At 66.7% G+C, this 22,617-nt stretch carries 20 protein-coding genes and 1 pseudogene; 17 read left to right on the top strand and 4 right to left on the bottom strand.

Going from position 1 to position 22,617, the window contains the following annotated elements; genetic code table 11:
• Positions 1–96 precede the first annotated feature (96 nt).
• From mltB to AC1DKR_RS16945, 3 genes are all read left to right on the top strand, one after another.
• Positions 97–1,242, top strand: coding sequence for a lytic murein transglycosylase B (gene mltB, locus AC1DKR_RS16955; protein WP_478033857.1), 1,146 nt, complete (start codon positions 97–99; stop codon positions 1,240–1,242).
• Positions 1,239–2,456, top strand: a complete 1,218-nt coding sequence (locus AC1DKR_RS16950; protein ID WP_478033853.1) for a septal ring lytic transglycosylase RlpA family protein — start codon at positions 1,239–1,241, stop codon at positions 2,454–2,456. The genes mltB and AC1DKR_RS16950 overlap by 4 nt, the downstream gene beginning before the upstream one ends.
• A 102-nt stretch (positions 2,457–2,558) precedes the next feature.
• On the top strand, positions 2,559–3,785 hold the full coding sequence (locus AC1DKR_RS16945) for a D-alanyl-D-alanine carboxypeptidase family protein (protein WP_428703875.1): 1,227 nt from the start codon (positions 2,559–2,561) through the stop codon (positions 3,783–3,785).
• Positions 3,786–3,995: 210 nt separating this feature from the next.
• Here the strand turns inward: AC1DKR_RS16945 and AC1DKR_RS16940 are convergent, their stop codons facing one another.
• Positions 3,996–5,054 carry a lipid A deacylase LpxR family protein gene (locus tag AC1DKR_RS16940; RefSeq protein WP_373695685.1) on the bottom strand — a complete coding sequence of 353 codons (1,059 nt, stop codon included), beginning with the start codon at positions 5,052–5,054 and terminating at the stop codon, positions 3,996–3,998.
• A gap of 295 nt (positions 5,055–5,349) precedes the next feature.
• Between AC1DKR_RS16940 and AC1DKR_RS16935 the strand changes: the two genes are divergently transcribed.
• The 7 genes from AC1DKR_RS16935 to gnd all read left to right on the top strand — a co-directional run bounded on the left by AC1DKR_RS16935 (position 5,350) and on the right by gnd (position 12,789).
• The gene (locus AC1DKR_RS16935; RefSeq protein ID WP_032975372.1) at positions 5,350–5,628 is read left to right on the top strand and encodes a YbeD family protein; all 279 of its coding nucleotides are present in this window, start codon (positions 5,350–5,352) and stop codon (positions 5,626–5,628) included.
• A 56-nt stretch (positions 5,629–5,684) separates the two neighbouring features.
• The gene (gene lipB, locus AC1DKR_RS16930; RefSeq protein WP_244439085.1) at positions 5,685–6,329 is read left to right on the top strand and encodes a lipoyl(octanoyl) transferase LipB; all 645 of its coding nucleotides are present in this window, start codon (positions 5,685–5,687) and stop codon (positions 6,327–6,329) included.
• A 17-nt stretch (positions 6,330–6,346) separates the two neighbouring features.
• Positions 6,347–7,357 carry a lipoyl synthase gene (lipA, locus tag AC1DKR_RS16925; RefSeq protein WP_033832023.1) on the top strand — a complete coding sequence of 337 codons (1,011 nt, stop codon included), beginning with the start codon at positions 6,347–6,349 and terminating at the stop codon, positions 7,355–7,357.
• Between the two features lie 289 nt (positions 7,358–7,646).
• Positions 7,647–9,824 (top strand): carboxy terminal-processing peptidase, encoded by a 2,178-nt coding sequence (locus AC1DKR_RS16920; RefSeq protein ID WP_478033845.1) that lies wholly within the window; start codon positions 7,647–7,649, stop codon positions 9,822–9,824.
• Between the two features lie 175 nt (positions 9,825–9,999).
• Positions 10,000–10,617, top strand: a complete 618-nt coding sequence (locus AC1DKR_RS16915; protein ID WP_478033840.1) for a DUF2242 domain-containing protein — start codon at positions 10,000–10,002, stop codon at positions 10,615–10,617.
• 17 nt (positions 10,618–10,634) lie between these two features.
• Positions 10,635–11,873, top strand: coding sequence for a hypothetical protein (locus AC1DKR_RS16910; protein WP_478033838.1), 1,239 nt, complete (start codon positions 10,635–10,637; stop codon positions 11,871–11,873).
• A gap of 10 nt (positions 11,874–11,883) precedes the next feature.
• A complete protein-coding gene (gene gnd, locus AC1DKR_RS16905; protein WP_176019582.1) occupies positions 11,884–12,789 on the top strand; it encodes a phosphogluconate dehydrogenase (NAD(+)-dependent, decarboxylating) in 906 nt (301 codons plus the stop codon).
• Positions 12,790–13,182: 393 nt separating this feature from the next.
• Here the strand turns inward: gnd and AC1DKR_RS16900 are convergent, their stop codons facing one another.
• Positions 13,183–14,226 (bottom strand): oxidoreductase, encoded by a 1,044-nt coding sequence (locus tag AC1DKR_RS16900; RefSeq protein ID WP_363731582.1) that lies wholly within the window; start codon positions 14,224–14,226, stop codon positions 13,183–13,185.
• A gap of 335 nt (positions 14,227–14,561) precedes the next feature.
• Between AC1DKR_RS16900 and AC1DKR_RS16895 the strand changes: the two are divergent.
• The 4 genes and pseudogenes from AC1DKR_RS16895 to AC1DKR_RS16880 all read left to right on the top strand — a co-directional run.
• A pseudogene (locus tag AC1DKR_RS16895) lies at positions 14,562–14,798 on the top strand (BON domain-containing protein); the annotation flags it as partial.
• Positions 14,799–14,998: 200 nt separating this feature from the next.
• On the top strand, positions 14,999–16,816 hold the full coding sequence (locus AC1DKR_RS16890) for a sensor histidine kinase (protein WP_025878696.1): 1,818 nt from the start codon (positions 14,999–15,001) through the stop codon (positions 16,814–16,816).
• On the top strand, positions 16,813–17,253 hold the full coding sequence (locus tag AC1DKR_RS16885; protein WP_025878695.1) for a response regulator: 441 nt from the start codon (positions 16,813–16,815) through the stop codon (positions 17,251–17,253). Before AC1DKR_RS16890 ends, AC1DKR_RS16885 begins: the two co-directional genes overlap by 4 nt.
• A 4-nt stretch (positions 17,254–17,257) precedes the next feature.
• The gene (locus tag AC1DKR_RS16880; RefSeq protein WP_312786956.1) at positions 17,258–18,769 is read left to right on the top strand and encodes an ATP-binding response regulator; all 1,512 of its coding nucleotides are present in this window, start codon (positions 17,258–17,260) and stop codon (positions 18,767–18,769) included.
• 76 nt (positions 18,770–18,845) lie between these two features.
• On the opposite strand, the gene AC1DKR_RS16875 is transcribed toward AC1DKR_RS16880, so the two are convergent.
• Complete coding sequence (locus AC1DKR_RS16875; RefSeq protein WP_025878693.1) at positions 18,846–19,589, bottom strand: proteasome-type protease; 744 nt, start codon at positions 19,587–19,589, stop codon at positions 18,846–18,848.
• Between the two features lie 93 nt (positions 19,590–19,682).
• Here AC1DKR_RS16875 and folK point away from each other — a divergent pair, with 93 nt between their 5' ends.
• The gene (folK, locus tag AC1DKR_RS16870) at positions 19,683–20,147 is read left to right on the top strand and encodes a 2-amino-4-hydroxy-6-hydroxymethyldihydropteridine diphosphokinase (RefSeq protein ID WP_478033829.1); all 465 of its coding nucleotides are present in this window, start codon (positions 19,683–19,685) and stop codon (positions 20,145–20,147) included.
• On the opposite strand, the gene AC1DKR_RS16865 is transcribed toward folK, so the two are convergent.
• Positions 20,140–20,877 carry a pteridine reductase gene (locus AC1DKR_RS16865; RefSeq protein WP_025878691.1) on the bottom strand — a complete coding sequence of 246 codons (738 nt, stop codon included), beginning with the start codon at positions 20,875–20,877 and terminating at the stop codon, positions 20,140–20,142. The genes folK and AC1DKR_RS16865 overlap by 8 nt on opposite strands.
• A 59-nt stretch (positions 20,878–20,936) precedes the next feature.
• On the opposite strand from AC1DKR_RS16865, the gene AC1DKR_RS16860 reads away from it, so the two are divergent.
• Entirely contained in the window at positions 20,937–22,121 is a 1,185-nt protein-coding gene (locus AC1DKR_RS16860) for a class I SAM-dependent methyltransferase (protein ID WP_478033827.1), read from the top strand.
• Positions 22,118–22,510: a VanZ family protein gene (locus tag AC1DKR_RS16855; protein WP_312111673.1), complete on the top strand. Its 393-nt coding sequence runs from the start codon at positions 22,118–22,120 to the stop codon at positions 22,508–22,510. The genes AC1DKR_RS16860 and AC1DKR_RS16855 overlap by 4 nt, the downstream gene beginning before the upstream one ends.
• Positions 22,511–22,617 lie beyond the last annotated feature (107 nt).

Genomic DNA, 22,617 nt, shown 5'->3' with positions numbered 1-22,617 from the left:
CACAACGCCTTCACATTTCGTGCTGAACGCGAGCAAATCGTTGTGATTCATGGTCTTAGGGGTTTTAATTCATCCATGACCTGCTAACCTGCGGTGATGATTCGACGTTCTCTGGCCTGCATGCTCACCCTCGGCCTGGTCGCCTGCGCGACCCAGCCGACGTCCCCACCGACTTCGCCACAGGCCAGCAGTACGCCGCGCCACCCGGCGGCCAAACCTCAGGGCCCGGCCGAAGCCGCGCCGGAAGCCGCAGCCGCTACGGCGGCGCCGGTCGATCTCACCCCGGTGCCGTTCGAAACCGCGCGCGCCAAGTTCATTGCCGATACCGCCAAGCGCTACGGCCTGAAGCCCGATGAGATCCGCAACGTGCTGGACCAGGCGCAGGTGCGCCAGCCGATCATCGCCGCCATGTCGCGGCCGGCCGAACGGGTCAAGCCGTGGAACGAATACCGGCCGATGTTCATCAGCAAGGCACGCATCGATGGCGGCAAGGCGTTTCTTGCCCAGCATCGCGCCGAACTGGACCGTGTGCAGGAGCGCACCGGTGTGCCGGCGGAAGTGATCGTGGCGATCATCGGCGTGGAAACCAGCTACGGCAAAAATGCCGGCAGCCATCGCGTGCTCGATGCGCTGTACACGCTGGCCTTCTATTACCCGCGCAGTGGCGACCCGGCCAAGCTGGAGCGCGAAGTGCGCCGCGAGCTGTTCTTCCGCGATGAACTGGCCAAGCTGTTCGAGCTGGGTCGCGAGGAAAAGCTGGACATCACCACGCTCAAGGGCAGCTATGCCGGTGCGATGGGCATGGGCCAGTTCATGCCCTCCAGCTACCTGGATTACGCCGTGGACGGCAATGGCGATGGTCGCCGTGACCTGTTCACCAGCTACGACGACGTGTTCTCGTCCATCGCCAACTACTTCGTGAAGAAGGGTGGCTGGGTGCGCGGCGGCCAGGTTGCCGTGCCGGCCACGCTCGCCGCCGGCCGCGAGGAGTTCAACCCGACCGAGTGGATGCCCACCTGGTCGCTGGCCGACCTGGCCCAGCGCGGCTACCAGCCCAGCGCGCCGGTGCAGCCGGGTGCCACCGCCACTCCGGTCACCCTTGAAGGCAGCACCGGCAAGCAGTACTGGCTGGGCTTCCAGAACTACTACGCAATCACCCGCTACAACCTCTCGAAGATGTACGCGATGGCCGTGTTCCAGTTGTCGCAGGCCATTGCCGGACAGGAGCTGCCCCCGGCATGAACATCAGATGGCTGGTCCCTGGATTGATCGTCCTCGCGCTGGCCGCCTGCAGCAGCGCGCCGAAAAAGCCGGCGACCGCCGGCCACGGTGGCAAGCCGTCCGGCACGGTGGTGCAGGGCAAGGGTGGGCGTCCGGCGCATTGTCCGGAGGGCTCGCCGTACGCGGCGGCCACCGAGGACCTGTCCACCCGTGGCAACTACACCGCCGGTGGCCTGTACAAGCCCGGCGTGAAAGACACTACGCCCAGCTATGTGCCCAACGTGGCCTGCATTCCCGAGCCGCTGGTGACCAATGAAGACCGCTCGGCGATCGGCAACAAGTCGCCCTACGTGGTGCTGGGCAAGCAGTACAAGGTGCTCGACGACACCCGCAACTACGTCGAGCGTGGCACTGCTTCGTACTACGGCGCCAAGTTCCACGGCCGCCTGACCTCCAACCGCGAGGTCTACGACATGTACCAGTTCACTGCCGCGCACAAGACCTTGCCGCTGCCCAGCTTCGCCCGCGTGACCAACCTGGACAACGGCGAATCGGTGATCGTACGTGTCAATGATCGTGGTCCGTTCCACGATGGTCGCGTGGTCGATCTCAGCTATGCCGCCGCTGTGCGCCTGGGCATCACCCAGCGCGGTACCGGCAATGTGGAAGTGCGCGCAGTGCAGCCGGGTGAAACCAACCTGATGGCGCAGAAGCCGTCGCGCCGCGAACGCCGTGCCGCCGAAGCAGCGGTCATTGCCAGCGCGCGTCCCGCGCCAGCGGCCCGTCCCGTTGCCGACAGCGACATCGATCGCCTGGTCAATCGCCTGCCGGCCGACAGCATGCCTGCACGTGGCCAACCGGCTACCACCCAGGCCGCCGCCAGTGCCCTGCCGGACGTAGCCGTCAGCAGCCTGCCGCCCAGCGCGCCGGTTGCACGTGCTCCGGCCGCAGCCGTTGCCACGGCAGCGCCGCGCAGCTCACCCAGCCTGTCGCAACAGGTGGTGGGCGCGGTGATGTTGCAGGTCGCCAGCTTCTCCAACCGCGACAACGCCAACCGGGCGATGGGCCAGCTCAACGCTGCCGGCATCGTCGGTGCCACCATCAGCGACATCGCTGCCGGTGGCCGTACCCTGTGGCGCCTGCGGGTACCCGCCAGCGACCATGCCAGCGCGGCGGAACTTGCCGGGCGCATCTCGGGTCTGGGCTTTGGCTCGCCACAGATCGTCAAGGACTGATTCCGCCCGGGCCGGTGCTGCCGGCCCTTGCCACCTCGGCCTTACAATGGCCACCTCGCCCCATCCTTCATTTTCCGGCCGTCCCCTGGAGCCTGCTGTCCCATGAATTTCCGTTCCGCCGCCACTGCCCTGGCCGCCACCCTGGTGGTGGGCCTGGCCTCCGCCCAGACGCCGCTGCCGACCCCGGCCACCCCGACGCCTGCCGCCGCCGCCGCCGCCGCTGCCCCCGCCACCGTGGCCACGCCGCCGGCGCCAGCACCCAGCGTGTCCAAGGCCTGGGTGCTGATGGACTACGCCACCGGCCAGGTGCTGGCAGGCGAGAACGTCAACGAACAGCTGGCCCCGGCCAGCATCACCAAGGTGATGACGTCGTACGTGATTGCCGCCGAGGTCAAGAACGGCAAGGTCCGTCCGGACGACCAGGTGATGATGAGCGAACGCGCCTGGCGCGAAGGTGGTGCCGGCACCGACGGCAGCTACAGCGGCTTCCCGGTCAACCAGACCGCGCGCCTGGAAGACATGGAAAAGGGCATGGCGATCCAGTCCGGCAATGACGCCGCGATCGCCCTGGCCGAGCACGTAGCCGGCAGCGAAGAAGCCTTCGCTTCGCTGATGAACAGCTACGCCGCCAAGATCGGCATGAAGAACTCGCACTTCGTGAACGCCCACGGCCTTACCGCCCCGGGCCATCACAGCAGCGCCTACGACCTGGCCCTGCTGGGCCGCGCGATGGTGCGCGACTACCCGGAAACCTACGCGTACAACAAGATCAAGGAATTCCAGGTCGGCACCATCAAGCAGCCCAACCGCAACCTGCTGTTGTGGCGCGATGGCAGCGTGGACGGCATCAAGACCGGCCACACCTCCGAGGCCGGCTACTGCCTGATGAGCTCGGCCCAGCGCGGTGACCAGCGCCTGGTCGCCGTGGTGCTGGGCGGCGCGTCGGAAAAGCAGCGCGCCGATGACAGCCTGGCCCTGTTGAACTGGGGCTTCCGCTTCTTCGAGACCCACCGCCTGTACGAGCCGGGCAAGGCCGTGGCCGAGCACAAGGTATGGAAGGGCACCACCGACAAGGTGCAGCTGGGCGTGGCGCAGCCGATGCTGGTCAGCGTGCCGCGCGGTCGCTACAACGACCTGAAGCCGAGCATCGACGTGCCCAAGACCCTGGAAGCGCCGTTCACCGCTGGCCAGCAGATCGGCACCGTCAAGGTCACCCTGGATGGCAAGCTGGTGGCCGAAGCGCCGCTGGTGGCTGTGGCCGCCGTCGAGCAGGCCGGCTTCTTCAAGCGGCTGTGGGACAGCTTCTGGATGTGGTGGGAATCGGAATGATCCGCAGCGTCTTGCGGTGAACAGAAAAGGCCGGCGAATGCCGGCCTTTTCTGTTTCGGTGTATCGGCATTCATGACCCCGCCCGGAGGTGGTAGTGCCGGCCGCTGGCCGGCTCCTCATGACATCGGCCGCGTGTGCAGCCAGCCGGCCAGCGGCCGGCACTACATGACCTCGTGCAGCCAGCCGCCGCCACGACCATCAGCGGATCGCTTACAGCGAGCGGCTGATGGTGAAGCTGCCGAACACCGGGGCTTCGCGCTGGCCATTGAACTCGCGGGTGCTGTGGTAGCGGGCTACCGCGAATTTCCAGCGGCCGCGCATCACTGCCACGCCGTAACCGCCGTAGGCGACCACGTGGCGCTTGTCCACGCTGTGGCTGTTGCGGAACGTGTTGCCGTCCAGGGTGATATCGCGGATCACCCACGCCGCATCGGTGGTGGCGAACATGTGCCACGACCAGCCACTGGGCTTGCCACCCCGGGTCGGCGCGGTGTTCTCGCCGGCCGGGCGCAGCGGGGTGCTGCCGAAATCGTCGGGCAGCTTCCAGCCGAAACGCACTTCGCCGCCGACGTTGGCCTTGGTTTCCAGGTTGCCGATCGAGCCGCCGTAGTGGCTGATCGCATCCCAGCCCCAGCCGTCGGCATTGATGCTGGCATCGCCCGGCCAGCGGCGCATGCGCTCGTGGGTCAGCATGAACACCGGTTCGTTGTGCAGCTGGTTGTCCCAGCCCTGGAATTTCTCATCACCCAGCACGTCGTGCACCGCGTTCTGCACCTGCCGGCCCTGCGCCCACGGGCCCACCACGCCCAGGGTCAGCTGGGTGGTCTGCAGGTGGTCGCCGCTGCGTGCGTTGTAGCCGAAGCTGGCCACCAGCACGCCCGCATACGGGCGGTCGTCTTCGATCAGGTCCTTCCGGGTGAAATCCGTGGGGGTGAAAATGCCCTGGGCCAGGCTGAAGATCATGTTCTGCTGTTCGAACCTGCCCGGGTGCAGTGCCTCCAGGTGGCTGTTCACCCAGCGCGCCAGGCGCGGCAGGCACGGGTCGTCGGTGTAATCGACCAGGTTGGGCGAGACCAGGGTCAGCTGGGCGCCGTTGGTATAGCCCTGGTCCTGGTGGCGGCCGCCGAACAGGTCGTTGTCGACGCGGAAATTGACCTGCGGCGGATGCTCGCGCATCGCGTCCGGGCCGCATTGCTCGGCTGCGTAGGCGGAAAGGGGGAGGGCGGTGGCCAGCAGGCCGGACAATCCAAAGGATGCGAGGTAGCGCATGGATGGGATGATCATCGGGAAGGGGGCTTTTGTCTGTCGTTTTATGCAACGACACGGTACTCCCGGCGCTGTGATGGAACGAGCGCGCTGGGATCACTTGTCTGTTCCGAAAACAACATTGTCTGATCGATACAATCGGTTACCGCAGGTGAAGCCGCAGCGATGGGGCAGGGGCCCTGGGAGGTGGGTCCCTGCCTGAATGGATGTTCAGCTGCAACGCAGCGGCCCGCCTGCAGTGCCGCCGGCTTACATGAATACTCTTGGGTTTGTTGCCCTGCGGCCCGATAATGGGCGCATGGAAATCAAGTCCGACAACCCCGAACACGGCTTCCAGTTCCCCGGTCAGTTCGAGCTCAGCGCGATGGGCCCGGCCAACCGCGGCCTGGAGCATGAACTCCCCCGCCTGCTGCTGGCTGCTGGCGTCGACGTGGTGAACGAGCGCATCAGCTGGAAGCATTCGTCCAACGGCAAGTACGTCTCGGTGCGCCTGGTCTTCCGGGCCGAGAACCGTGAACAGTACGACGTGGCCCACCAGGCCCTGCGCGACCACCCGGAAGTGAAGTGGACGGTGTAGCCGTCAGCTGCGCTGCCGAAGCGGCTGCCCCCGAGGCGCGCCCGCCGCGCCCGGCGGTGGTCCGTGACCTGGGGCGCCAGGCCTACGAGCCGGTCTGGCACGCCATGCAGCGTTTCACCGACCAGCGCGACGATGACACGCTGGACGAGCTGTGGGTGGTCGAGCACGAGCCGGTGTTCACCCTGGGCCAGGCCGGTAAGGTCGAACACGTGCTGGCGCCGGGTGAGATCCCGGTGGTCCACGTCGATCGCGGTGGCCAGGTGACCTACCACGGCCCCGGCCAGATCGTGATCTATCCGCTGCTGCGGCTGCCGCGGCTGGGCATCGGCGTGCGCGACTACGTGTGCCGCATCGAGCAGGCCATCATCGACACCCTGGCGGAATGGAACATCGGTGCCGAACGGCTCGATGGCGCCCCGGGCGTCTACGTCGGCGGCGCCAAGATCGCCGCGCTCGGCATCCGCGTGCGGCGCGGCTGCACCTTCCACGGCCTGGCCTTCAACGTGGCCATGGACCTCGACCCTTTCCACCGCATCAACCCCTGTGGTTACGAGGGGTTGCAGGTGACCACGGTGCTAGACTTGGGTGGTCCGTCCGGGATGGACGCCGTCAAGCCGGTGCTGCTGGACCACCTGGCCCGCCAGTTCGGCCTGCTGCTGCAGCCCGTGCCTGAACTGCCTGATCTCTCTGCGGCCGCCTGACCGCCCCCGGAAACGCCATGACTGAAACCACTGCCCGCACCATTCCCCTGCAGATCGTGCAGGCCGAGCTTCCGTCCACCGCGCCGTTGCAGGCCGGGGTCAAGCAGATGGGTGGGGACAAGATCAACCGTTCGCCGGTGCAGTTCGCCGACGTGCCGGTGCTGCGCAAGCCCTCCTGGATCCGCGTGCGCATTCCTTCGGGCAATGCCGTGCAGAACCTGAAAGCCAAGCTGCGCGAGAACCGCCTGGTGACCGTGTGCGAGGAAGCCAGCTGCCCGAACATCCACGAATGCTTCGGCCACGGCACCGCCACTTTCATGATCCTGGGCGAGGTCTGCACCCGCCGCTGCTCGTTCTGCGACGTGGCACACGGCCGGCCGAAGCCGCCCGATGCCAACGAGCCGGCCAGCCTGGGCCAGACCGTGGCCGACATGGGCCTGAAGTACGTGGTGGTGACCAGCGTCGACCGCGATGACCTGCGCGACGGCGGTGCCCAGCACTTCGTCGACTGCATCACCGCCATCCGCGAGAAATCGCCGGGCACCCGCATTGAAGTGCTGACCCCGGATTTCCGCGGCAAGGGCCGCATGGAGCGCGCGCTGGAGATCCTGGCGCAGAACCCGCCGGACGTGTTCAACCACAACATCGAAACCGTGCCGGACCTGTACCGCAACGTGCGCCCGGGTGCCGATTACCAGTGGTCGTTGAACCTGCTGAAGAACTTCAAGGCGCAGCACCCTGACGTACCGACCAAGTCGGGCATCATGCTGGGCCTGGGCGAAGACTTCGAACAGATCAAGGCCACCATGCGCGACCTGCGTGCGCACAATGTGGACATGATCACCATCGGCCAGTACCTGCAGCCGACCGCGCACCACCACCCGGTGCTGAAGTACTGGACCCCGGACGACTACAAGGCGCTGGAAGTCTACGGTTACGAGCTGGGCTTCAGCCACGTGGCCTCCGGCCCGATGGTGCGCTCGTCGTACCATGCCGACGTACAGGCCAAGGGCGCCGGCGTTTCCTGAGGCTCCGCCGGTGGGTGCGGACCGTTGGTCCGCACACCTCATCCCCGCTGGGCATGGCCCGGCGCTACCGATGGGTGTCACCACCCACGATGGGTGCCACCACCACCATGGTGGGTGCGGACCGTTGGTCCGCACGCCTTTGCCTGCATTCACAATTTGCTACACCGGCCCCGCTAGGCTGGTTTTCCACTGGAAGTGGACGGGTGACAAACCCGGCAACTTTCGGCACTGTCGTGGTGTCTGAACACCCTGCAGTCTCCCCCTTGGCAAGGCGCCTTCGAGCACGTCAATGAAATTCAAAGCCCCCGCATTCCTGATGGCCCTGGCGCTGGTCGCGCCGTTGGCGCTGGCGGCCAAGGCCGACTCGCCGGCGTTGCCGGCGGCGGCTACCGCCGATCAGGTGACCACCTCCAAGCTGGTATACGGCCTGTTGTCCGACAGCCGCTACGCCTATCGCCCGCGTGCGCTCGATGAAGCCACCTCCAAGGATGTGTTCAAGCGCTACCTGGAGACCCTGGACGGCGGCAAGCAGTACTTCACCCAGGCCGACATTACCCGCTTCGCACCGTTCCAGGCCGGCATTGCCAATGCCATCCGCGGCGGCGAGCTGGAGCCGGCCTTCCAGGTGTTCGCGGTCTACAAGCAGCGCGTCGGCGAGCGTGTGGCCTATGCGCGCAAGCTGCTGAAGCAGGAACCGGATTTCACCACCGACGAGCGCTTCGAGTACGACCGCAAGGACGTGCCGTGGGCAGCGTCCAACGCCGAACTCGACGAGCTGTGGCGCAAGTCGGTGAAGAATGACTGGCTGCGCCTGAAGCTGGCCGGCAAGAAGTCCGATGACATCCGCAAGACGCTGGACAAGCGTTACGCCACCCTGGAAAAGTCGGTCAACGAGCTGAAGGGCGAAGACACCTTCCAGTTCTTCATGAACGCCTACACCAGCGCGGTTGATCCGCACACCGATTACTTCACCCCGCGTACCGCCGAAAACTTCAACCAGGCAATGTCGCTGTCGCTGGAAGGCATCGGCGCGCAGCTGCAGCGCCAGGACGACGTGGTGGTGATCCGCGAGATCATCGCCGGTGGTCCGGCGGCCGTGGACGGCACGCTGAAGCCGGGTGACCGCATCGTCGGCGTCGGCCAGGGCAAGTCCGGGCTGGTGGAAGATGTGATCGGCTGGCGCATCGATGATGTCGTGGCCAAGATCCGTGGCGCCAAGGACACCCAGGTGAAGCTGGAGTTCATTCCGGCCGAAGCGGGCGTCGACGGCAAGCACCACACCCTGGTGCTGACCCGGCAGAAGGTGCGCCTGGCCGAACAGGCCGCCAAGGGCGAGACCATGACCATTCCGGCCGTCAATGGCGAGCCGGCACGCAAGGTCGGCGTGATCAAGCTGCCGACCTTCTACCAGGACTTCGAAGGCCGTCGTCGCAACGCCACCGATTACGCGTCGGCCACCCGCGACGTGGCCAAGCTGCTGGCCGGTTTCAAGACCGACAAGCTGGACGGCGTGGTGCTGGACCTGCGCAACAACGGTGGCGGTTCGCTGGATGAAGCCATCGAGCTGACCGGTCTGTTCATCGAGCAGGGCCCGGTGGTGCAGGTGCGCGAATCCGGTGGCCGTGTCACCGTCAACAGCGACCGCAACCAGGGCGTGGCATGGGACGGTCCGCTGGCCGTGCTGATCAACCGTGGTTCGGCGTCGGCGTCGGAAATCTTTGCCGGTGCCATCCAGGACTACGGCCGCGGTCTGGTCATCGGTGAAACCAGCTTCGGCAAGGGCACGGTGCAGAACATCGTCGACCTGGACCGTTGGCCGAGCGGCGAAGCCCAGCGCTTTGGCCAGGTCAAGCTGACCATCGCCCAGTTCTTCCGCATCAGCGGCAGCAGCACCCAGCACAAGGGTGTGGTACCGGACCTGGCGTTCCCGGCCAGCGTCGATGCCAGCGAGTTCGGCGAGAGCACCTACGACAACGCGCTGCCGTGGACCCGCATCGCCGCGGTGCCGCACACCCAGTACGGCAACTTCGCGCCGCTGCTGCCGAAGCTGGAAACGCGTCACGACTCGCGCATCGCCACAGACAAGGAATTCCAGTGGTGGAACGAGGACGTGGAACAGTTCCGTACTGAAGCGGCGAAGAAGTACGTTTCGCTGAATGAAGCGACCCGTCGTGCCGAGCGCGAGCGCCAGGACACCCAGCGCAAGCAGCGCCAGATCGTGCGCAAGGAACTGGGCCTGGCCCTGGACCCGCTGGCCGATGACAGCAGCGATGACGGCCTGACCGGCAACGAGCGCGACATCGTCAAGGATGCCGCCCGCGAGAAGGCCGCCGAGAAGCGTCCGGATCCGTTGCTGCGTGAATCGGCCTCGATCCTGGCCGACGCGGTGAACCTGCTCGAGGCCGACCGTCCGCTGTCGGCGCAGGTGCTGCCGCAGTCCACCGCCGCAGGCCGCTGGGCCGACTGATTGACTGAAAAAGGGGGACGGAGGGATCAAGTCGTTAGTGGCACAAACGACTTGATCCTTCCGTCCCCTTTTTGCATGAACCGGGTACAACGGTGGCGGACGGCACCGGTGTTTTCGACCCGGCGCACACGGGCAGGGGGCTACCCTCGGGGATAACGTCTTCGCAGGAGTACCCATGCGGGCCTCCCTTCTTTCTGCTTCCCTGCTGGCTGCCACCAGTGCCTTGGCATTGACCGCCTGTGGCGGTCGTGCCGCCGACAGCAGTCTGCTGCGGGAGTCCTTCGACTCCGGCGACACCTTCTCGCGCACCGTCGATGGCCGTCCGGTCGAAGCCTGCGAAGCAGCCCGGCGCACGCTGCTCAGCCAGGGCTATGCGATCGCACGCTCGGACGATGCGCAGGTGGAAGGCAACAAGAACTTCCAGCCGCGCGAGGACGACCATGAACAGCTGGTGCTGCGTATCTCGTGCGCGCCGCGTGGCAGCCAGGCGTTGGTGTTCGTCAGCGCCGTGCAGGACCGCTATGCACTGAAGAAGAGCCCGACCTCGGCCAGTGTGGGCGTGGGCGCGCTGGGTTCGGTGTCGCTGCCGTTCGGCAGCAATGACGACTCACTGGTGAAAGTGGCCAGCAGCACGATCACCGATGCCGAGTTCTATCGGCGCTTCTTCCAGCGCCTGCAGCAGTATCTGCCGGCGGCAGCAAAAGCAGAGCCGCAACCGCAGCCGGCCGCGTCGCCGCAGCCTCCTGCCGGGCCTGAGCCCGAACCAGCGCCGGCAGCAACGGACCAGGGCTGAGCGTGCGCGGCAGGGTGATGGCGTGGGCCCTGCTGCTGGGCTGGCCCCTGAGCACGCTGGCCGCTACGGCCGAGTGCAGCCAAGGCCTGCTGCAGCGGCTGGGATGGCGCTTTGAAACCGCAGCGATCACCACGCCACAGGTGCAGGGTGGGCCGGTGTGTGCGCGTGCCTCGCTGGCCGAAGCGCAGGCGGCCGGTGATCTACGCGTGCGTTGGCCGGGAACGCTGGCCGCGGCCGACCGGCAGGCCCTGTTGCAGCAGTTGCTGGATGACCCGGCCACGGTCTGCGCCTACGCCTTTGAACTGGGCGCTGCCGTGCAACGCGCTACGCAGGCACTGCAGGACAATGAATCCTTCCGCTTCACCGGTGTGCAGCTGGGCTGGATCGGCTTTGGCGCACGCGGCGCCCCGGCACAGGGTTGGCAGCGGGGGCGCAGCTTCGGCCGCGGCTATGTACCTGCCGCGAGCAACAGCCGCGCACTGGATGCGTTCTATACGGGCCACGTTCGCGCCGAGTGCGGCGTCGGCCGCCAGGTCGCGCAGCTGGCTACGCAGCGCGAGCTGTACGGCGATGCGGCCTTCGATGCGGAATTCGCGCCCGCCGAACTGTCCATCGGCACGTTCCTTGGCCTGCACGACACCGACAGCATCCTGCTGGGCGCGCAGGCCGGCCAGTTCATGGCCGACGGCAAGGCCGTGCGCACGTCGGCGATGGGGCGGCAGGCCTTTGTCGGGCTGCCGGGCTTCATCGAACACGTCTTCGACAAAGGCACCTTGGACGATCTGAGCAACCAGGCGGAGAACTTCGTCGTGGTGGAGGTGGGCGAAGGCGCGGCGCAGGCACTGGCGGAGCACGGTGGCCTGGCCTGGTATGACCAGCGCAACCGTGCCCTGTGGCAGCTGGCGCAGGGCATTCCGCGGGTCGGCCAACGCTATTTCGAGCGGTTGCTGTACGACCGCGATCCGGCGCTGCGTACGCAGTTGGCCCCGCGCTATCGTGACGTCGTGCAGCAGATGGACCAGTTGCTGGACGATGCGTTCTACCAGCAGTTCGTGATCTACGCGCACCCACGCGGTATACGTCCTGTCGGCTACCACATCATTCGCCTGCTCGATCGGAATCCGCGCACGCCGTTTTCCATCGACCTGGCGTTGCACAATCTGCATACCACGCTCTACCGGCGTTGGCGCGAGGCGCAGTTGCGCCACTGCGCAGCCACCGGCAGGCCAGGCAGCCTGACCCTAGACCCCAACTGAAGGTGAAACAATGGATATTGCAATGATCGGCCTCGGCCGGATGGGCGCCAACATGGCCCAGCGCCTGCACCGCGGTGGCCACCGCGTTGTCGGCTACGACCCGGGCGAGGGCGCCCGCCAGCGCGCCGCCGAGGCCGGCTTGGAGGTGGTCGATTCGCTGGCCGCCGCAGTGGCCGCGCTGCCGGTGCCGCGCGTGGTGTGGCTGATGGTGCCGGCCGGCGAAACCGTGGACCAGACGCTGGGCCAGTTGACCCCGCACCTGGCCGAAGGTGACGTCGTCATCGACGGTGGCAACTCCAACTACCAGGACTCGATCCGCCGCGCCAAAGCGCTGGCCGAAGATGACCTGGGCTACGTGGACTGCGGCACCAGCGGCGGCGTGTGGGGCCTGCAGGAAGGCTACAGCCTGATGGTGGGTGGCGATGCAGCGGTGGTCGAGCAGATCGCACCGCTGCTGCGCACGCTCGCGCCGGCCGAAGATCGTGGCTGGGCGCGCGTGGGCCCGTCCGGCGCAGGCCACTTCACCAAGATGGTCCACAACGGCATCGAGTACGGAATGATGCAGGCCTACGCCGAAGGCTTCGCACTGATGGAGCGCAAGCAGGAAATGGAACTGGACTTGGCCCAGGTGGCCGAGGTCTGGCGCCACGGCAGCGTGGTGCGTTCGTGGCTGCTGGACCTCAGTACCGAAGCACTCAAGCGCAATCCCTCGCTGGATGGCATCGCACCGTACGTGGAAGACTCCGGCGAAGGCCGCTGGACCGTCGCCGAAGCGATCGCGCTGGACGTACCTGCCCCGGTGATCACCCTTTCGCTGCTCGAACGCCTGCGTTCGCGCGAATCCAATTCGTTCACCGACCGCCTGCTGTCAGCGATGCGCAACGAATTCGGCGGCCACGCCATCAAGAAGTCGTAAGTACTGGCCGGGGTCGGATCCCTTTCCGCAGGAAAGGGCTCTGACCCCGCAATTGCGTGAGCGAAGCCAGTCGTGCATGGCTCGACTCTACAAAAAGCCTTCTTTGATCGTTTCGACGTCATCCACGCATGGCGTGGATCTACTGGCTCGACCAAGGTCGACACCCACCAAGAGCAGGCAATGCCGTGTCGCTCCGACAGATTGCGGACAACTGTCGAAGGCGGGGTGGGTCCGGTTGCGGGGGTGTCCGCGGCATGGATGCCGCGGCCAAGCCCCCATGGACGGGTTTACGGCGTCCCCCGCAACCGGACCCACCCCGCCATCCCACGGAATGCCCGCTTTTGACGTTGACGTTGACGTTGATTCGGCAGGTGCAGGGCGCAGCCCTGCCGATCACCCCACCTGCACCCGCCGCCCTTCGCGCGCGCTGTCCATCCCCGCCTGCAGCAACCGCATCACCTGCAGCGCCTGCTGCGCGCTGACCGTCGGCTCGCTCTCACCCTGCATCGCCGCCGCGAAGTCGGCATACAGGCGCCGGTAGTCGCCCGGCAGGTTGTCCACGGTGCTGCGCTGGACGTTGTCCTCCGCATCGCAGTGCAGCAGCTCGCCGTGGCGCGGATCGACGCCCCATCCCGGCGCACCTGGCGCGATGCCGCGACGCAGCTGCGCCTCCTGCACGTCCAGGCCATGCTTGATCCAGCTGGCCCGCGTGCCATGCACGGCGAAACGCGGTGCAGGCGCAGCGACCAGTGAACCGGCATGCACGATCGCGCGATGGCGCGGGTAGTGAAGCACCGCATGGAAATAGTCGATACCAGCGCCGCCTTCGCGCTGCACGGCGAGGTCCGCATCGATCGCCTGCGGACAGCCGAACAGCACCAGCATCTGGTCCAGCAGGTGCGGCCCCAGGTCGTACCACAGGCCGCTGCCCGGCCCGTCCTGCTCGCGCCAGCGTTCGCGCACCTGCGGACGATAGCGGTCGAAATGTGCGTGGCATTCGGCGATGTCACCGAGCGTGCCGTCGGCAAGCAGCGCCTGCAGGGTCAGGAAGTCCGCATCGAACCGCCGGTTCTGGAACACGGTAGCGATGCGTCCAGCGTCGCGCGCTGCGGCCAGCACCTGTTCGGCTTCGCGCACGCTCACGGCGAACGGTTTGTCCACCAGCACATGCTTGCCGGCGGCCAGCGCGGCGATGGCCAATGGCGCGTGCTGTTCGTTCGGCGTGGCGATGACCACCGCATCTACCGCAGGGTCATCGAAGACCTCCTGTGCGGTAGCGCGTACGTGGACGTCGCTGAAGGTGCGCAGCAGCGTATCGCGCTGCGAACTGACCACGCTGTGCAGGGCCAGCCCCGGCGTGTGCTGGATCAGCGGGGCGTGGAAGACGCGGCCGGCAAGGCCGTAGCCGATCAGGGCCAGTTGCAGCTCAGGGCGCATGGGAGGACTCCGCGCAGTTCGTGAAGTGCAGGACAGGAACCTCAGGGTAAACGAGATGACTACGCGCCCGGAAGCTGAACCATTCCCGCTGCGGGTGCGCCCATTCACGTGAGCGTGACCGCAGCGCCACGCCTGCACTACAAGCACTTGGCGACACTGGGCGCACCAACCAGTAGGAGAACCAAACGATGAGCACCACGACCCGTACGCTGTTGGCTTCCGCCCTCACCCTGGGCCTGGCGCTGTCCTCCTCGGCCGCATTCGCCCAGGACGCCGCAGCGAAGAGCCCGCCGAAAACCGATCATTCGGCGATGACCCATGCAGACCGCCATGATTCCAACGAGCCGGTCACCGACAGCTGGATCACCACCAAGGTCAAGGCCGATCTGCTCGCCAGCAGCAATGTGCCGGGTACCGAAGTAAAGGTGGAGACGGTCAATGGCGTGGTCAGCCTGAGTGGCACCGTTGCCACCAAGGCCGAGCATGACAAGGCCATCGCCACCGCCAAGGGCATCAAGGGCGTGACCCGCGTTGATGCCGCCGCACTGAAGGTCAGTGCCGCCAAGCGTTGATCGACGCCGCAGGTTATCGGCAGGGGCGCTCCCACGGGGGCGCCCCTGTTTTGTGCTGTGGCGCCTGCTCGATACGTGCTGGTGGGCGCCCCGCCGAATGACCCATTGCCCCAGAGATGTGACCGGCTGCGCTATATTGCCGGTTCCGCCGTGGCCGGTCCTGCCCGGATCGCACTCCCCGGCTGAGCTGACGAGGAACTATGGCGCTGGTTTTCAGTGATGACATCTGGGATCGCTGGCGACTGCCTGCTTTGGCACTGGCAGCGGCAGCCATCATCGTGGTCCCGTGGTTGACCCTGCGCAAACTGCAGCAGGACAACGAACTGGCCATGGGCTGGGTGACCCATACCCAGCAGGTGACCGTCGCCCTGCAGCAGCTGCAGACCGACGTGCGCGACATCGAGTCGGCGGCGTTGACGCTGTCCAAGGGCGTGGACGCGCCGGGCCTGCGCGAGCGCATGGGCAAGGCCAACGACATCCCCGAGCGTCTGGCCGAACTGGGCCGGATGACCCGCGACAATCCCGACCAGCTGATCCGCATCGGCCGCATCCAGTCGATGCTGGAAGGCCGGCTGGGGGTTGCGCGTGAACTGGCGAAGTCCGAGCCGAACAGCGACCAGCGCGAGCTGGTGCAGGACCTGAGCACGCGCTACCCGATCCGCGGCCTGGTAGAAGAGCTGCAGGCCAGCGAGGAAGCGCTGCTGGCCCAGCGCACCGCGCAGGCGGAGCGACAGAAGCGGCAGACCAACTTCGTGTCGTGGAGCTCGCTGCTGGTGCAGTTGGCACTGCTCGGCCTGGTGCTGTGGCTGCTGCAACGGCAGATCGGCCGCCGCCTGCAGGCAGAGCGGCAGTCGCAGCGCGCTGCGGCACGCGCGGCGTCGGTGCTGCAGACCGTGCGCGAACCGATCGTGCTGCTGGATCGCGAGCTGCGCGTGCAGCTGCACAATCCCGCGTTCTCCGAGTTGTACGGGCTGCAGGATGAGCGCGCCGACGGCCTGCTGCTGGAAGACGTAGGCGAGGGCGCGTGGCGTGACCCGGTGGTGCGCCAGCGTCTGGCCGATGTGTTGCTGCGCGGCCGCGAACTGTGGGATTTCGAACACGAACAACGCACCGTCGACGGCATGTCCCGTTACATGCTGCTCAACGCCCGGCGCATGCCGCTGCCTGACACCGACGATGAAGTGGTGCTGCTGACCGTCAGCGATGTGACCGTGCAGCGTGCGGTGCAGACACGTGTTGAAGAACTGAACCGGCAGCTGGAGGGCAAGGTTGCCCAGGTCTCGGAGGTCAACCGCGAACTGGAAGCGTTCAGCTACTCGGTGTCGCACGACCTGCGCGCGCCGCTACGCCATGTCGCCGGTTTCTCGGACAAGCTGTCGCGCCATCTGGGCGAGGCTGCCGACGAGAAGAGCCAGCACTACCTGGGGGTGATCTCCGGTTCAGCGCGGCGCATGGCCACGTTGATCGACGACCTGCTGGTCTATTCGCGCCTGGGCCGTGTGGCGATGCGCCAGCAGACCGTGGACATGCAGTCGCTGGTGGCCGATACGCGCGCGATGCTCGACGCGAACGTGCAGAGCGAAGCCGAGAGCAGTGGCCACGCCCATCAGGTGGAATGGAGCATCGCGCCGCTGCCGATCGTGGTGGGCGACGAAAACATGCTGCGCCAGGTCTGGCTGAACCTGCTGGGCAACGCGGTGAAGTATTCAGCCAACCGCGAGCCGGCCAAGGTCCGCGTGGACTACCAGCAGCAGCCCGATGGCGGTCATCAGTTCACGGTCAGCGACAATGGTGCAGGCTTTGACATGGCCTACGCCGGCAAGCTGTTCGGTGTATTCCAGCGCCTGCACAAGGCCAGCGACTATCCCGGCACCGGTATCGGCCTGGCCAGCGTTCGCAGGGTGCTGACCCGCCATGGCGGCCGCATCTGGGCCGAAGCCGCACCGGATGCCGGCGCCACCTTCCACTTCTATCTTCCCCCCGTGCTCGACACGGACAAACAGGGCCCCATCGCATGACGACGCTGCGCACCATCCTCCTGGCCGAAGACAGCCCGGCCGACGCCGAAATGGCGATCGATGCGCTGCAGGAAGCGCGCTTGGCCAATCCCATCGTGCACGTCGAAGACGGCGTGGAAGTGATGGATTATCTGCTGCGCCGTGGCGCCTTCGCCAGCCGCGAAGAGGGCCTGCCGGCGGTGCTGCTGCTGGATATCAAGATGCCGCGCATGGATGGCCTGGAAGTGCTGCGGCAGATCCGCGAACACGATGAGCTGAAGCGGTTGCCGGTGGTGATCCTGTCCTCCTCGCGCGAGGAAAGCGACCTGGCCCGCAGCTGGGACATGGGCGTGAACGCGTACGTGGTCAAGCCGGTGGACGTGGACCAGTTCTTCGGCGCAGTGCAGACCCTGGGCAAGTTCTGGGCACTGATCAACCAGGCTCCGGAGATCGAGTAGGCCCATGCCCCTGACCGGTCCCGCGCTCGGCGCATTGCGCATCCTGCTGGTGGAAGATTCCCCGGAGGATGCCGAGCTGATGTCCGAACAGATGCTCGATGCAGGCCTTGAGGCCACCTTCGAGCGTGTCGAGAGCGCGGACGACCTGCGCCATGCGCTGGCGCGCTTCCAGCCGGACATTGTCCTGTCCGACCTGAGCATGCCTGGCTTCTCCGGCGACGACGCGCTGCGCATCGTGCGCGATGCGTTGCCGGAGGTACCTTTCATCTTCGTCTCCGGCACCATGGGCGAGGAGAATGCGGTGGCGGCCCTGCAGAAGGGAGCCAACGACTACATCATCAAGCACCAGCCGGCGCGCCTGCCGTCGGCCGTGGCGCGCGCGGTGCGTGAGGCACGCAGCGCCATCGAGCGCTCGCGGGTGGAAACCGAGCTGATGCGCGCGCAACGGCTGGAAAGCCTGTCGTTGCTGGCCGCCGGGCTCAGCCACGATCTGCGCAACATCCTGCAGCCGCTGCTGATCATGCCGGACCTGCTGAAGGCGCGTACCGAAGATCCGCAGCTGCACCACCTGGCCGACGTGATCGCCGAGTGCGGTCGCCGTGGCCATGAGATGGCCGAATCGATGCTGTCGTTCGTGCGTGGCTCGCGCAAGGCCAGCGAACGCATCCACATCGATGACCTGTTCCAGGCCGTGGCGCTGCTGTTGCGCAGCAACGTGCCCGATGGCGTCCGCCTGGACCTGGTGGTCGAGGATGAGGGGCTGGTGGTCGATGCCAACTACACCGAGTTGCAGCAGGTGTTGTTGAACCTGGCGCTCAACGCGATCCAGGCGATGCCCCAGGGTGGCAACCTGAGCCTGACCGCCAGCCATGGTGGCCAGCGCGATGGCGAGGACTGGCTGCGCATCGCGGTGGTCGATGAAGGCACCGGCATGGATGCGGACACGTTGTCGCACCTGTTCAACCCGTTCTTCACCACCAAGGCCGATGGCACCGGGCTGGGCCTGATTTCCTGCAAGCGCATCGTTGAAGGTGCCGGTGGCAGCATCCACGTCGACAGCCAGCTGGGGCGGGGCACCTGCTTCGAGCTGCGCTTGCCGATGCATGCCAGCGCCGAGGGCGGCGAACCGATCGAACAGCTCGTGGCGCTGGGCAGCGGCCAGTCGATCCTGGTGGTCGATGGTGAAGCCACGCGCCTGTCGCTGTTGGGCAATGCGCTGTCCAGCCAGGGCTATCAGCTGCAGCTGGCCTCCGATGGCCCGGCTGCGCTGCGCTGGATGCAGCAGGAGGCGATGCCGGCGCTGGTGATTGCCGATGCCGGCTCCAAGCTGTTGTCGGCCAGCCAGCTGCTGGGCGAGATGGCCACGCTCGGTTATCGCGGCCCGGCGCTGGTGCTGGAAGATGCTGCCGGGGAAATGCCGGTTGATGTGTTCCCCGCTGGCATCGAGGTGCACCTGCTGCGCAAGCCGCTCCAGATGCAGCAGGTCTTCCGCGCGGTGGCCGACGCGCTGGGCTGAAATCAGGGGTAGTGCCGGCCGCTGGCCGGCATCCGCAATGATCCGACCACACGCAGATGCCGGCCAGCGGCCGGCACTACCGGTCCTGGGGTTCCCACGGGAACCGCGGCAGGCTTTCCACCGCCTGTTCCAGCCGTCGCGACCAGTTCTGGTGGATGTCGGCATACAGCGGCGAATCGGCGCCCAGCCGCAGCTGCTGGCTGATCCGCAGTTCGCCGGCGCGCAGCAGCGCCAGGTCGACCGGCAGGCCCACCGACAGGTTGGAACGGATGGTCGAATCCAGCGAGACGATCGCCGTGCGTGCGGCATCTTCCAGGCGCGTGGACGGGGTCAGGATGCGGTCCAGGATCGGCTTGCCGTACTTGGATTCACCGATCTGCAGATAGGGCGTCTCCGGCGAGGCGGCAATGGCGTTGCCCAGCGGATAGACCATGTACAGGCCGGGCTGTTCACCGGCAATCTGTCCACCGAAGATCAGCGTCGCCTGGGTGTTCACCCCGTCGTGGCCATGCTCGGTGTGCTGGCTCTGTACCTGGCTGTCCACCAGCAGGGAGCCGACGTAGGCCGCAGCCTCGAACAGATGGGCCATGTCGCGCAGGTTCGGTGTGCGCCGCTCCTCGGCATCGCGCTTCAGTCGCGACACCAGCAACTGGGTCGTGGCCAGGTTGCCAGCGGCCATCACCACATAGGCGGCCTGGCCGGGATATTCGAACACGTGCAGTTTGCGGTGCACGCGGACATCGTCCAGCGCGGCATTGGTGCGGGTGTCGGCGGCGAAGACCAGGCCCTCGTCCACCTCGATTCCAACGCAATAGGTCATGTCGGTGCCCTATCATATGCGTCCCGGATTGTAGGCAGGCCGTTGTGACGATGGCATGCCCGCGCTCCACCTGATTGCCGTCACCGGAACCGCATGACCACCGTGCTCCTGAGCCTGGGCAGCAACGTCCATCCCCGCCGCTACCTCCACGCTGCGGTGGCGGCCCTGCGCGAGCGCTTTGGCGCGCTGCAGGTGTCTGCCGCCTACCGCACCGCTGCCGTCGGTTTCGACGGCCCGGCCTTCCTCAACAACGGCGTTGCCCTCGAGACCGACCTGCCGCTGCAGGAACTGGATGACTGGCTGCATGCGCTGGAAGATGCGCATGGTCGTGACCGCAGTGGCCCGCGCTTCTCCGACCGGACCCTGGACGTCGATGTGGTGTTCTATGGCGACCTGGTGGTGGAGGGCCCCGGCCATCTGCGTATTCCGCGCCCGGAACTGAAGCATGCCTTCGTGCTGAAGCCGCTGGCTGACATCGCCCCGGACTTCGTCGATCCGGTCAGCCAGCGGCCGGCACTACCGGTAGTGCCGGCCGCTGGCCGGCAGCATTTCAGCTGACCGTACGCCCACCATCCACGCGCAACGTGTGGCCGGTGACGAAGCTGGCCTCGGCCGCCAGCCAGTACACCGCTTCAGCGATTTCCTCGACGGTGCCGATCCGCGCCAGCGGCGTGCGCGCCAGCAGCGCCTCGCGGGCGAAGTCGTCCTTGCCCTGTTCCGGCCACAGGATCGCACCGGGTGCCACCGCGTTCACCCGCACCTTCGGCGCCAGTTCCAGCGCCAGCGAGCGGGTCGCCATTTCCAGCGCCGCCTTGGCCATCGTGTAGGCAATGTGGTCGCGCATCGGGTCGGTGCCGTGCAGGTCGGTCAGGTTGACGATGCAGCCGTGCTGGCGGCGCAGGTAAGGCGCGGCGGCCTGGGCCAGCAGCAGCGGCGCGCGCGCGTTGACCGCGTACAGCTCGTCCATCGCCTCGGCGGTGACCTGGCCGAGCGGGGTGGGGAAGAAGTTGGAGGCGTTGTTGACCAGCGCATCCAGGCGGCCGAAGTGGGTGACCGCCTGCTCGACCAGATCGGCCAGGGCATCGGCGTCGCGCAGGTCGGCCTGCAACGCCAGCACGCTGCCGGGGCGCTCGTTGTCCAGGTTGAAGGCGGCCTGCTGCAGTTCGGCGCTGGAGGTATGCGCGTGCAGCACCACTGACCAGCCACAGGCGTGGAACTGGCGGGCGATGGCTGCGCCGATCCGGCGTGCGCTGCCGGTGATCAGGGCCACGGGGGCGGTGTCACTCATCGAGGGTCCTCCAAGGCTCGGCTATCCTGTGCACCATTGTCACCGCATTCGAAGACGCCATGCAGCCTACCTTCCCCCTGCCCGAAGCCGATGCCCAGGCCCACAGCGATCAACTGGCCGCCGCCCTGCGTGCCGAGATCCTCGCACAGGGTGGGGCGATGCCATTCTCCCGCTTCATGGAGCTGTGCCTGTACACGCCGGGCTGGGGCTACTACAGCGCCGGTGCCAGCAAATTCGGCGGCAGCGGCGATTTCACCACCGCACCAGAACTCGGCAGCCTGTTCGCCGGCAGCGTGGCCAATGCGCTGGCGCCGGTGTTCGGCCAGCTCGATGCGCACGCACGGATGCTGGAACTGGGCGGCGGCACCGGCGCCTTCGCAGAGGCGGTGCTGTTGCGCCTGGCCGAGCTGGAGGCGCTGCCGGCCCGTTACGCGATCCTTGAACCCAGTGCGGACCTGCGCCATCGCCAGCAGGAGCGCCTGCAGCAGAACCTGCCGCCCGAACTGGCCGGCCGGGTGGAATGGCTTGATCGTCCGTTCGAGGACGACTGGGACGGCGTGGTGTTCGCCAACGAGGTGATCGATGCGCTGCCGACACCGCGCTTCCTCATCAAGGACGGCGAGGTATACGAGGAAACCGTCGAACTGGACGCGCAGGGCAACTTCATCCGTGGCGCGCAGCCGGCCGACCTGCTGCTCAACGGCGCGGTGCGCCATCTCGAGCGCTACCTGGAAAAGCCCTTTGCCGACGGCTACCGTTCCGAAGTGCTGCCGCAGCTGCCGTACTGGCTGCAGGCGGTGGCCGGTGGCCTGCGGCGCGGCGCCATGCTGTTCGTGGATTACGGCTACAACCGGGGAGAGTTCTACCAGGAAGAACGCGATGACGGCACCGTGCGCGCGTTCTACCGCCACCACGTGCACAACGAGATCCATCGTTGGCCGGGCCTGCAGGACATCACCGCATCGGTCGATTTCACTGCCATGGCCGAGGCCGGCCTGCATGGCGGATTTGAATTGGCCGGGTACTGCAGCCAGGCCAGTTTCCTGCTCGGCAACGGCCTGGACCAGGTACTGACCCTGGCCGAGGAGCGCACCGATGAAGTGGGCCGCATCCAGCTGCGCGACCAGGTGAAGAAGCTGACCCTGCCGACGGAGATGGGCGAGCGTTTCCAGGCCATTGGCCTGCAGCGCGACGTTGATTTCGAACCGGCTTTCGAACTGGGCGACCTGAGCTGGCGCCTGTGAGTGCAGCGTCGCCGGTGATCAAGCCGCTGCGGCGGCCGCGCCTGTGGACCGCGCTATGGGTGTTGGCGGTGCTGACGGTGATCGTGGTCTGCCTGATTCCACCACCGCCGATCCCGCTGCCGGAAAACAGCGACAAGGGCGAGCATTTCCTGGCCTATTTCATCCTGGCTGGAAGCGCGGTGCAGTTGTTCCGACGAGGCCGCCCGCTGCTGTGGGTGGGTGCTGGCCTGGTGCTGATGGGCGTCGGCATCGAGTTCGCGCAGGGCGCGTTGACCAGCAACCGCATGGCCGATCCGATGGACGCGGTGGCCAACACCGTTGGCGTGTTGGCGGGGATGGCTACCGCATTGACCCCGCTGCGCGACATCCTGTTGCGCTGGCGGGGGTAAGGCGCGCCAACCAAGGTTGGCGACTACCAAAGGCAGCCAGGCATGGCCTGGCTCTACTGTAGATCCACGCCATGCGTGGATGAAACCCGCCACAGGCAGATCCGCTG

Source organism: Stenotrophomonas sp. 01N47 (assembly GCF_056399165.1).
This window is presented reverse-complemented; position numbering and strand designations above follow the sequence as displayed.

Bases quoted from the DNA above. Each gene is read 5' to 3' on its own strand.
- lipA (WP_033832023.1), top strand. From the start codon at position 6,347: ATGACTGAAACCACTGCCCGCACCATTCCCCTGCAGATCGTGCAGGCC.
- AC1DKR_RS16900 (WP_363731582.1), bottom strand. From the start codon at position 14,226: ATGCGCCCTGAGCTGCAACTGGCCCTGATCGGCTACGGCCTTGCCGGC.
- AC1DKR_RS16860 (WP_478033827.1), top strand. From the start codon at position 20,937: ATGCAGCCTACCTTCCCCCTGCCCGAAGCCGATGCCCAGGCCCACAGC.
- AC1DKR_RS16945 (WP_428703875.1), top strand. From the start codon at position 2,559: ATGAATTTCCGTTCCGCCGCCACTGCCCTGGCCGCCACCCTGGTGGTG.
- AC1DKR_RS16910 (WP_478033838.1), top strand. From the start codon at position 10,635: ATGGCGTGGGCCCTGCTGCTGGGCTGGCCCCTGAGCACGCTGGCCGCT.
- AC1DKR_RS16915 (WP_478033840.1), top strand. From the start codon at position 10,000: ATGCGGGCCTCCCTTCTTTCTGCTTCCCTGCTGGCTGCCACCAGTGCC.
- gnd (WP_176019582.1), top strand. From the start codon at position 11,884: ATGGATATTGCAATGATCGGCCTCGGCCGGATGGGCGCCAACATGGCC.
- AC1DKR_RS16885 (WP_025878695.1), top strand. From the start codon at position 16,813: ATGACGACGCTGCGCACCATCCTCCTGGCCGAAGACAGCCCGGCCGAC.
- AC1DKR_RS16865 (WP_025878691.1), bottom strand. From the start codon at position 20,877: ATGAGTGACACCGCCCCCGTGGCCCTGATCACCGGCAGCGCACGCCGG.
- folK (WP_478033829.1), top strand. From the start codon at position 19,683: ATGACCACCGTGCTCCTGAGCCTGGGCAGCAACGTCCATCCCCGCCGC.
- mltB (WP_478033857.1), top strand. From the start codon at position 97: ATGATTCGACGTTCTCTGGCCTGCATGCTCACCCTCGGCCTGGTCGCC.
- AC1DKR_RS16940 (WP_373695685.1), bottom strand. From the start codon at position 5,054: ATGCGCTACCTCGCATCCTTTGGATTGTCCGGCCTGCTGGCCACCGCC.
- AC1DKR_RS16880 (WP_312786956.1), top strand. From the start codon at position 17,258: ATGCCCCTGACCGGTCCCGCGCTCGGCGCATTGCGCATCCTGCTGGTG.
- AC1DKR_RS16890 (WP_025878696.1), top strand. From the start codon at position 14,999: ATGGCGCTGGTTTTCAGTGATGACATCTGGGATCGCTGGCGACTGCCT.
- AC1DKR_RS16875 (WP_025878693.1), bottom strand. From the start codon at position 19,589: ATGACCTATTGCGTTGGAATCGAGGTGGACGAGGGCCTGGTCTTCGCC.
- AC1DKR_RS16935 (WP_032975372.1), top strand. From the start codon at position 5,350: ATGGAAATCAAGTCCGACAACCCCGAACACGGCTTCCAGTTCCCCGGT.
- AC1DKR_RS16950 (WP_478033853.1), top strand. From the start codon at position 1,239: ATGAACATCAGATGGCTGGTCCCTGGATTGATCGTCCTCGCGCTGGCC.
- AC1DKR_RS16920 (WP_478033845.1), top strand. From the start codon at position 7,647: ATGAAATTCAAAGCCCCCGCATTCCTGATGGCCCTGGCGCTGGTCGCG.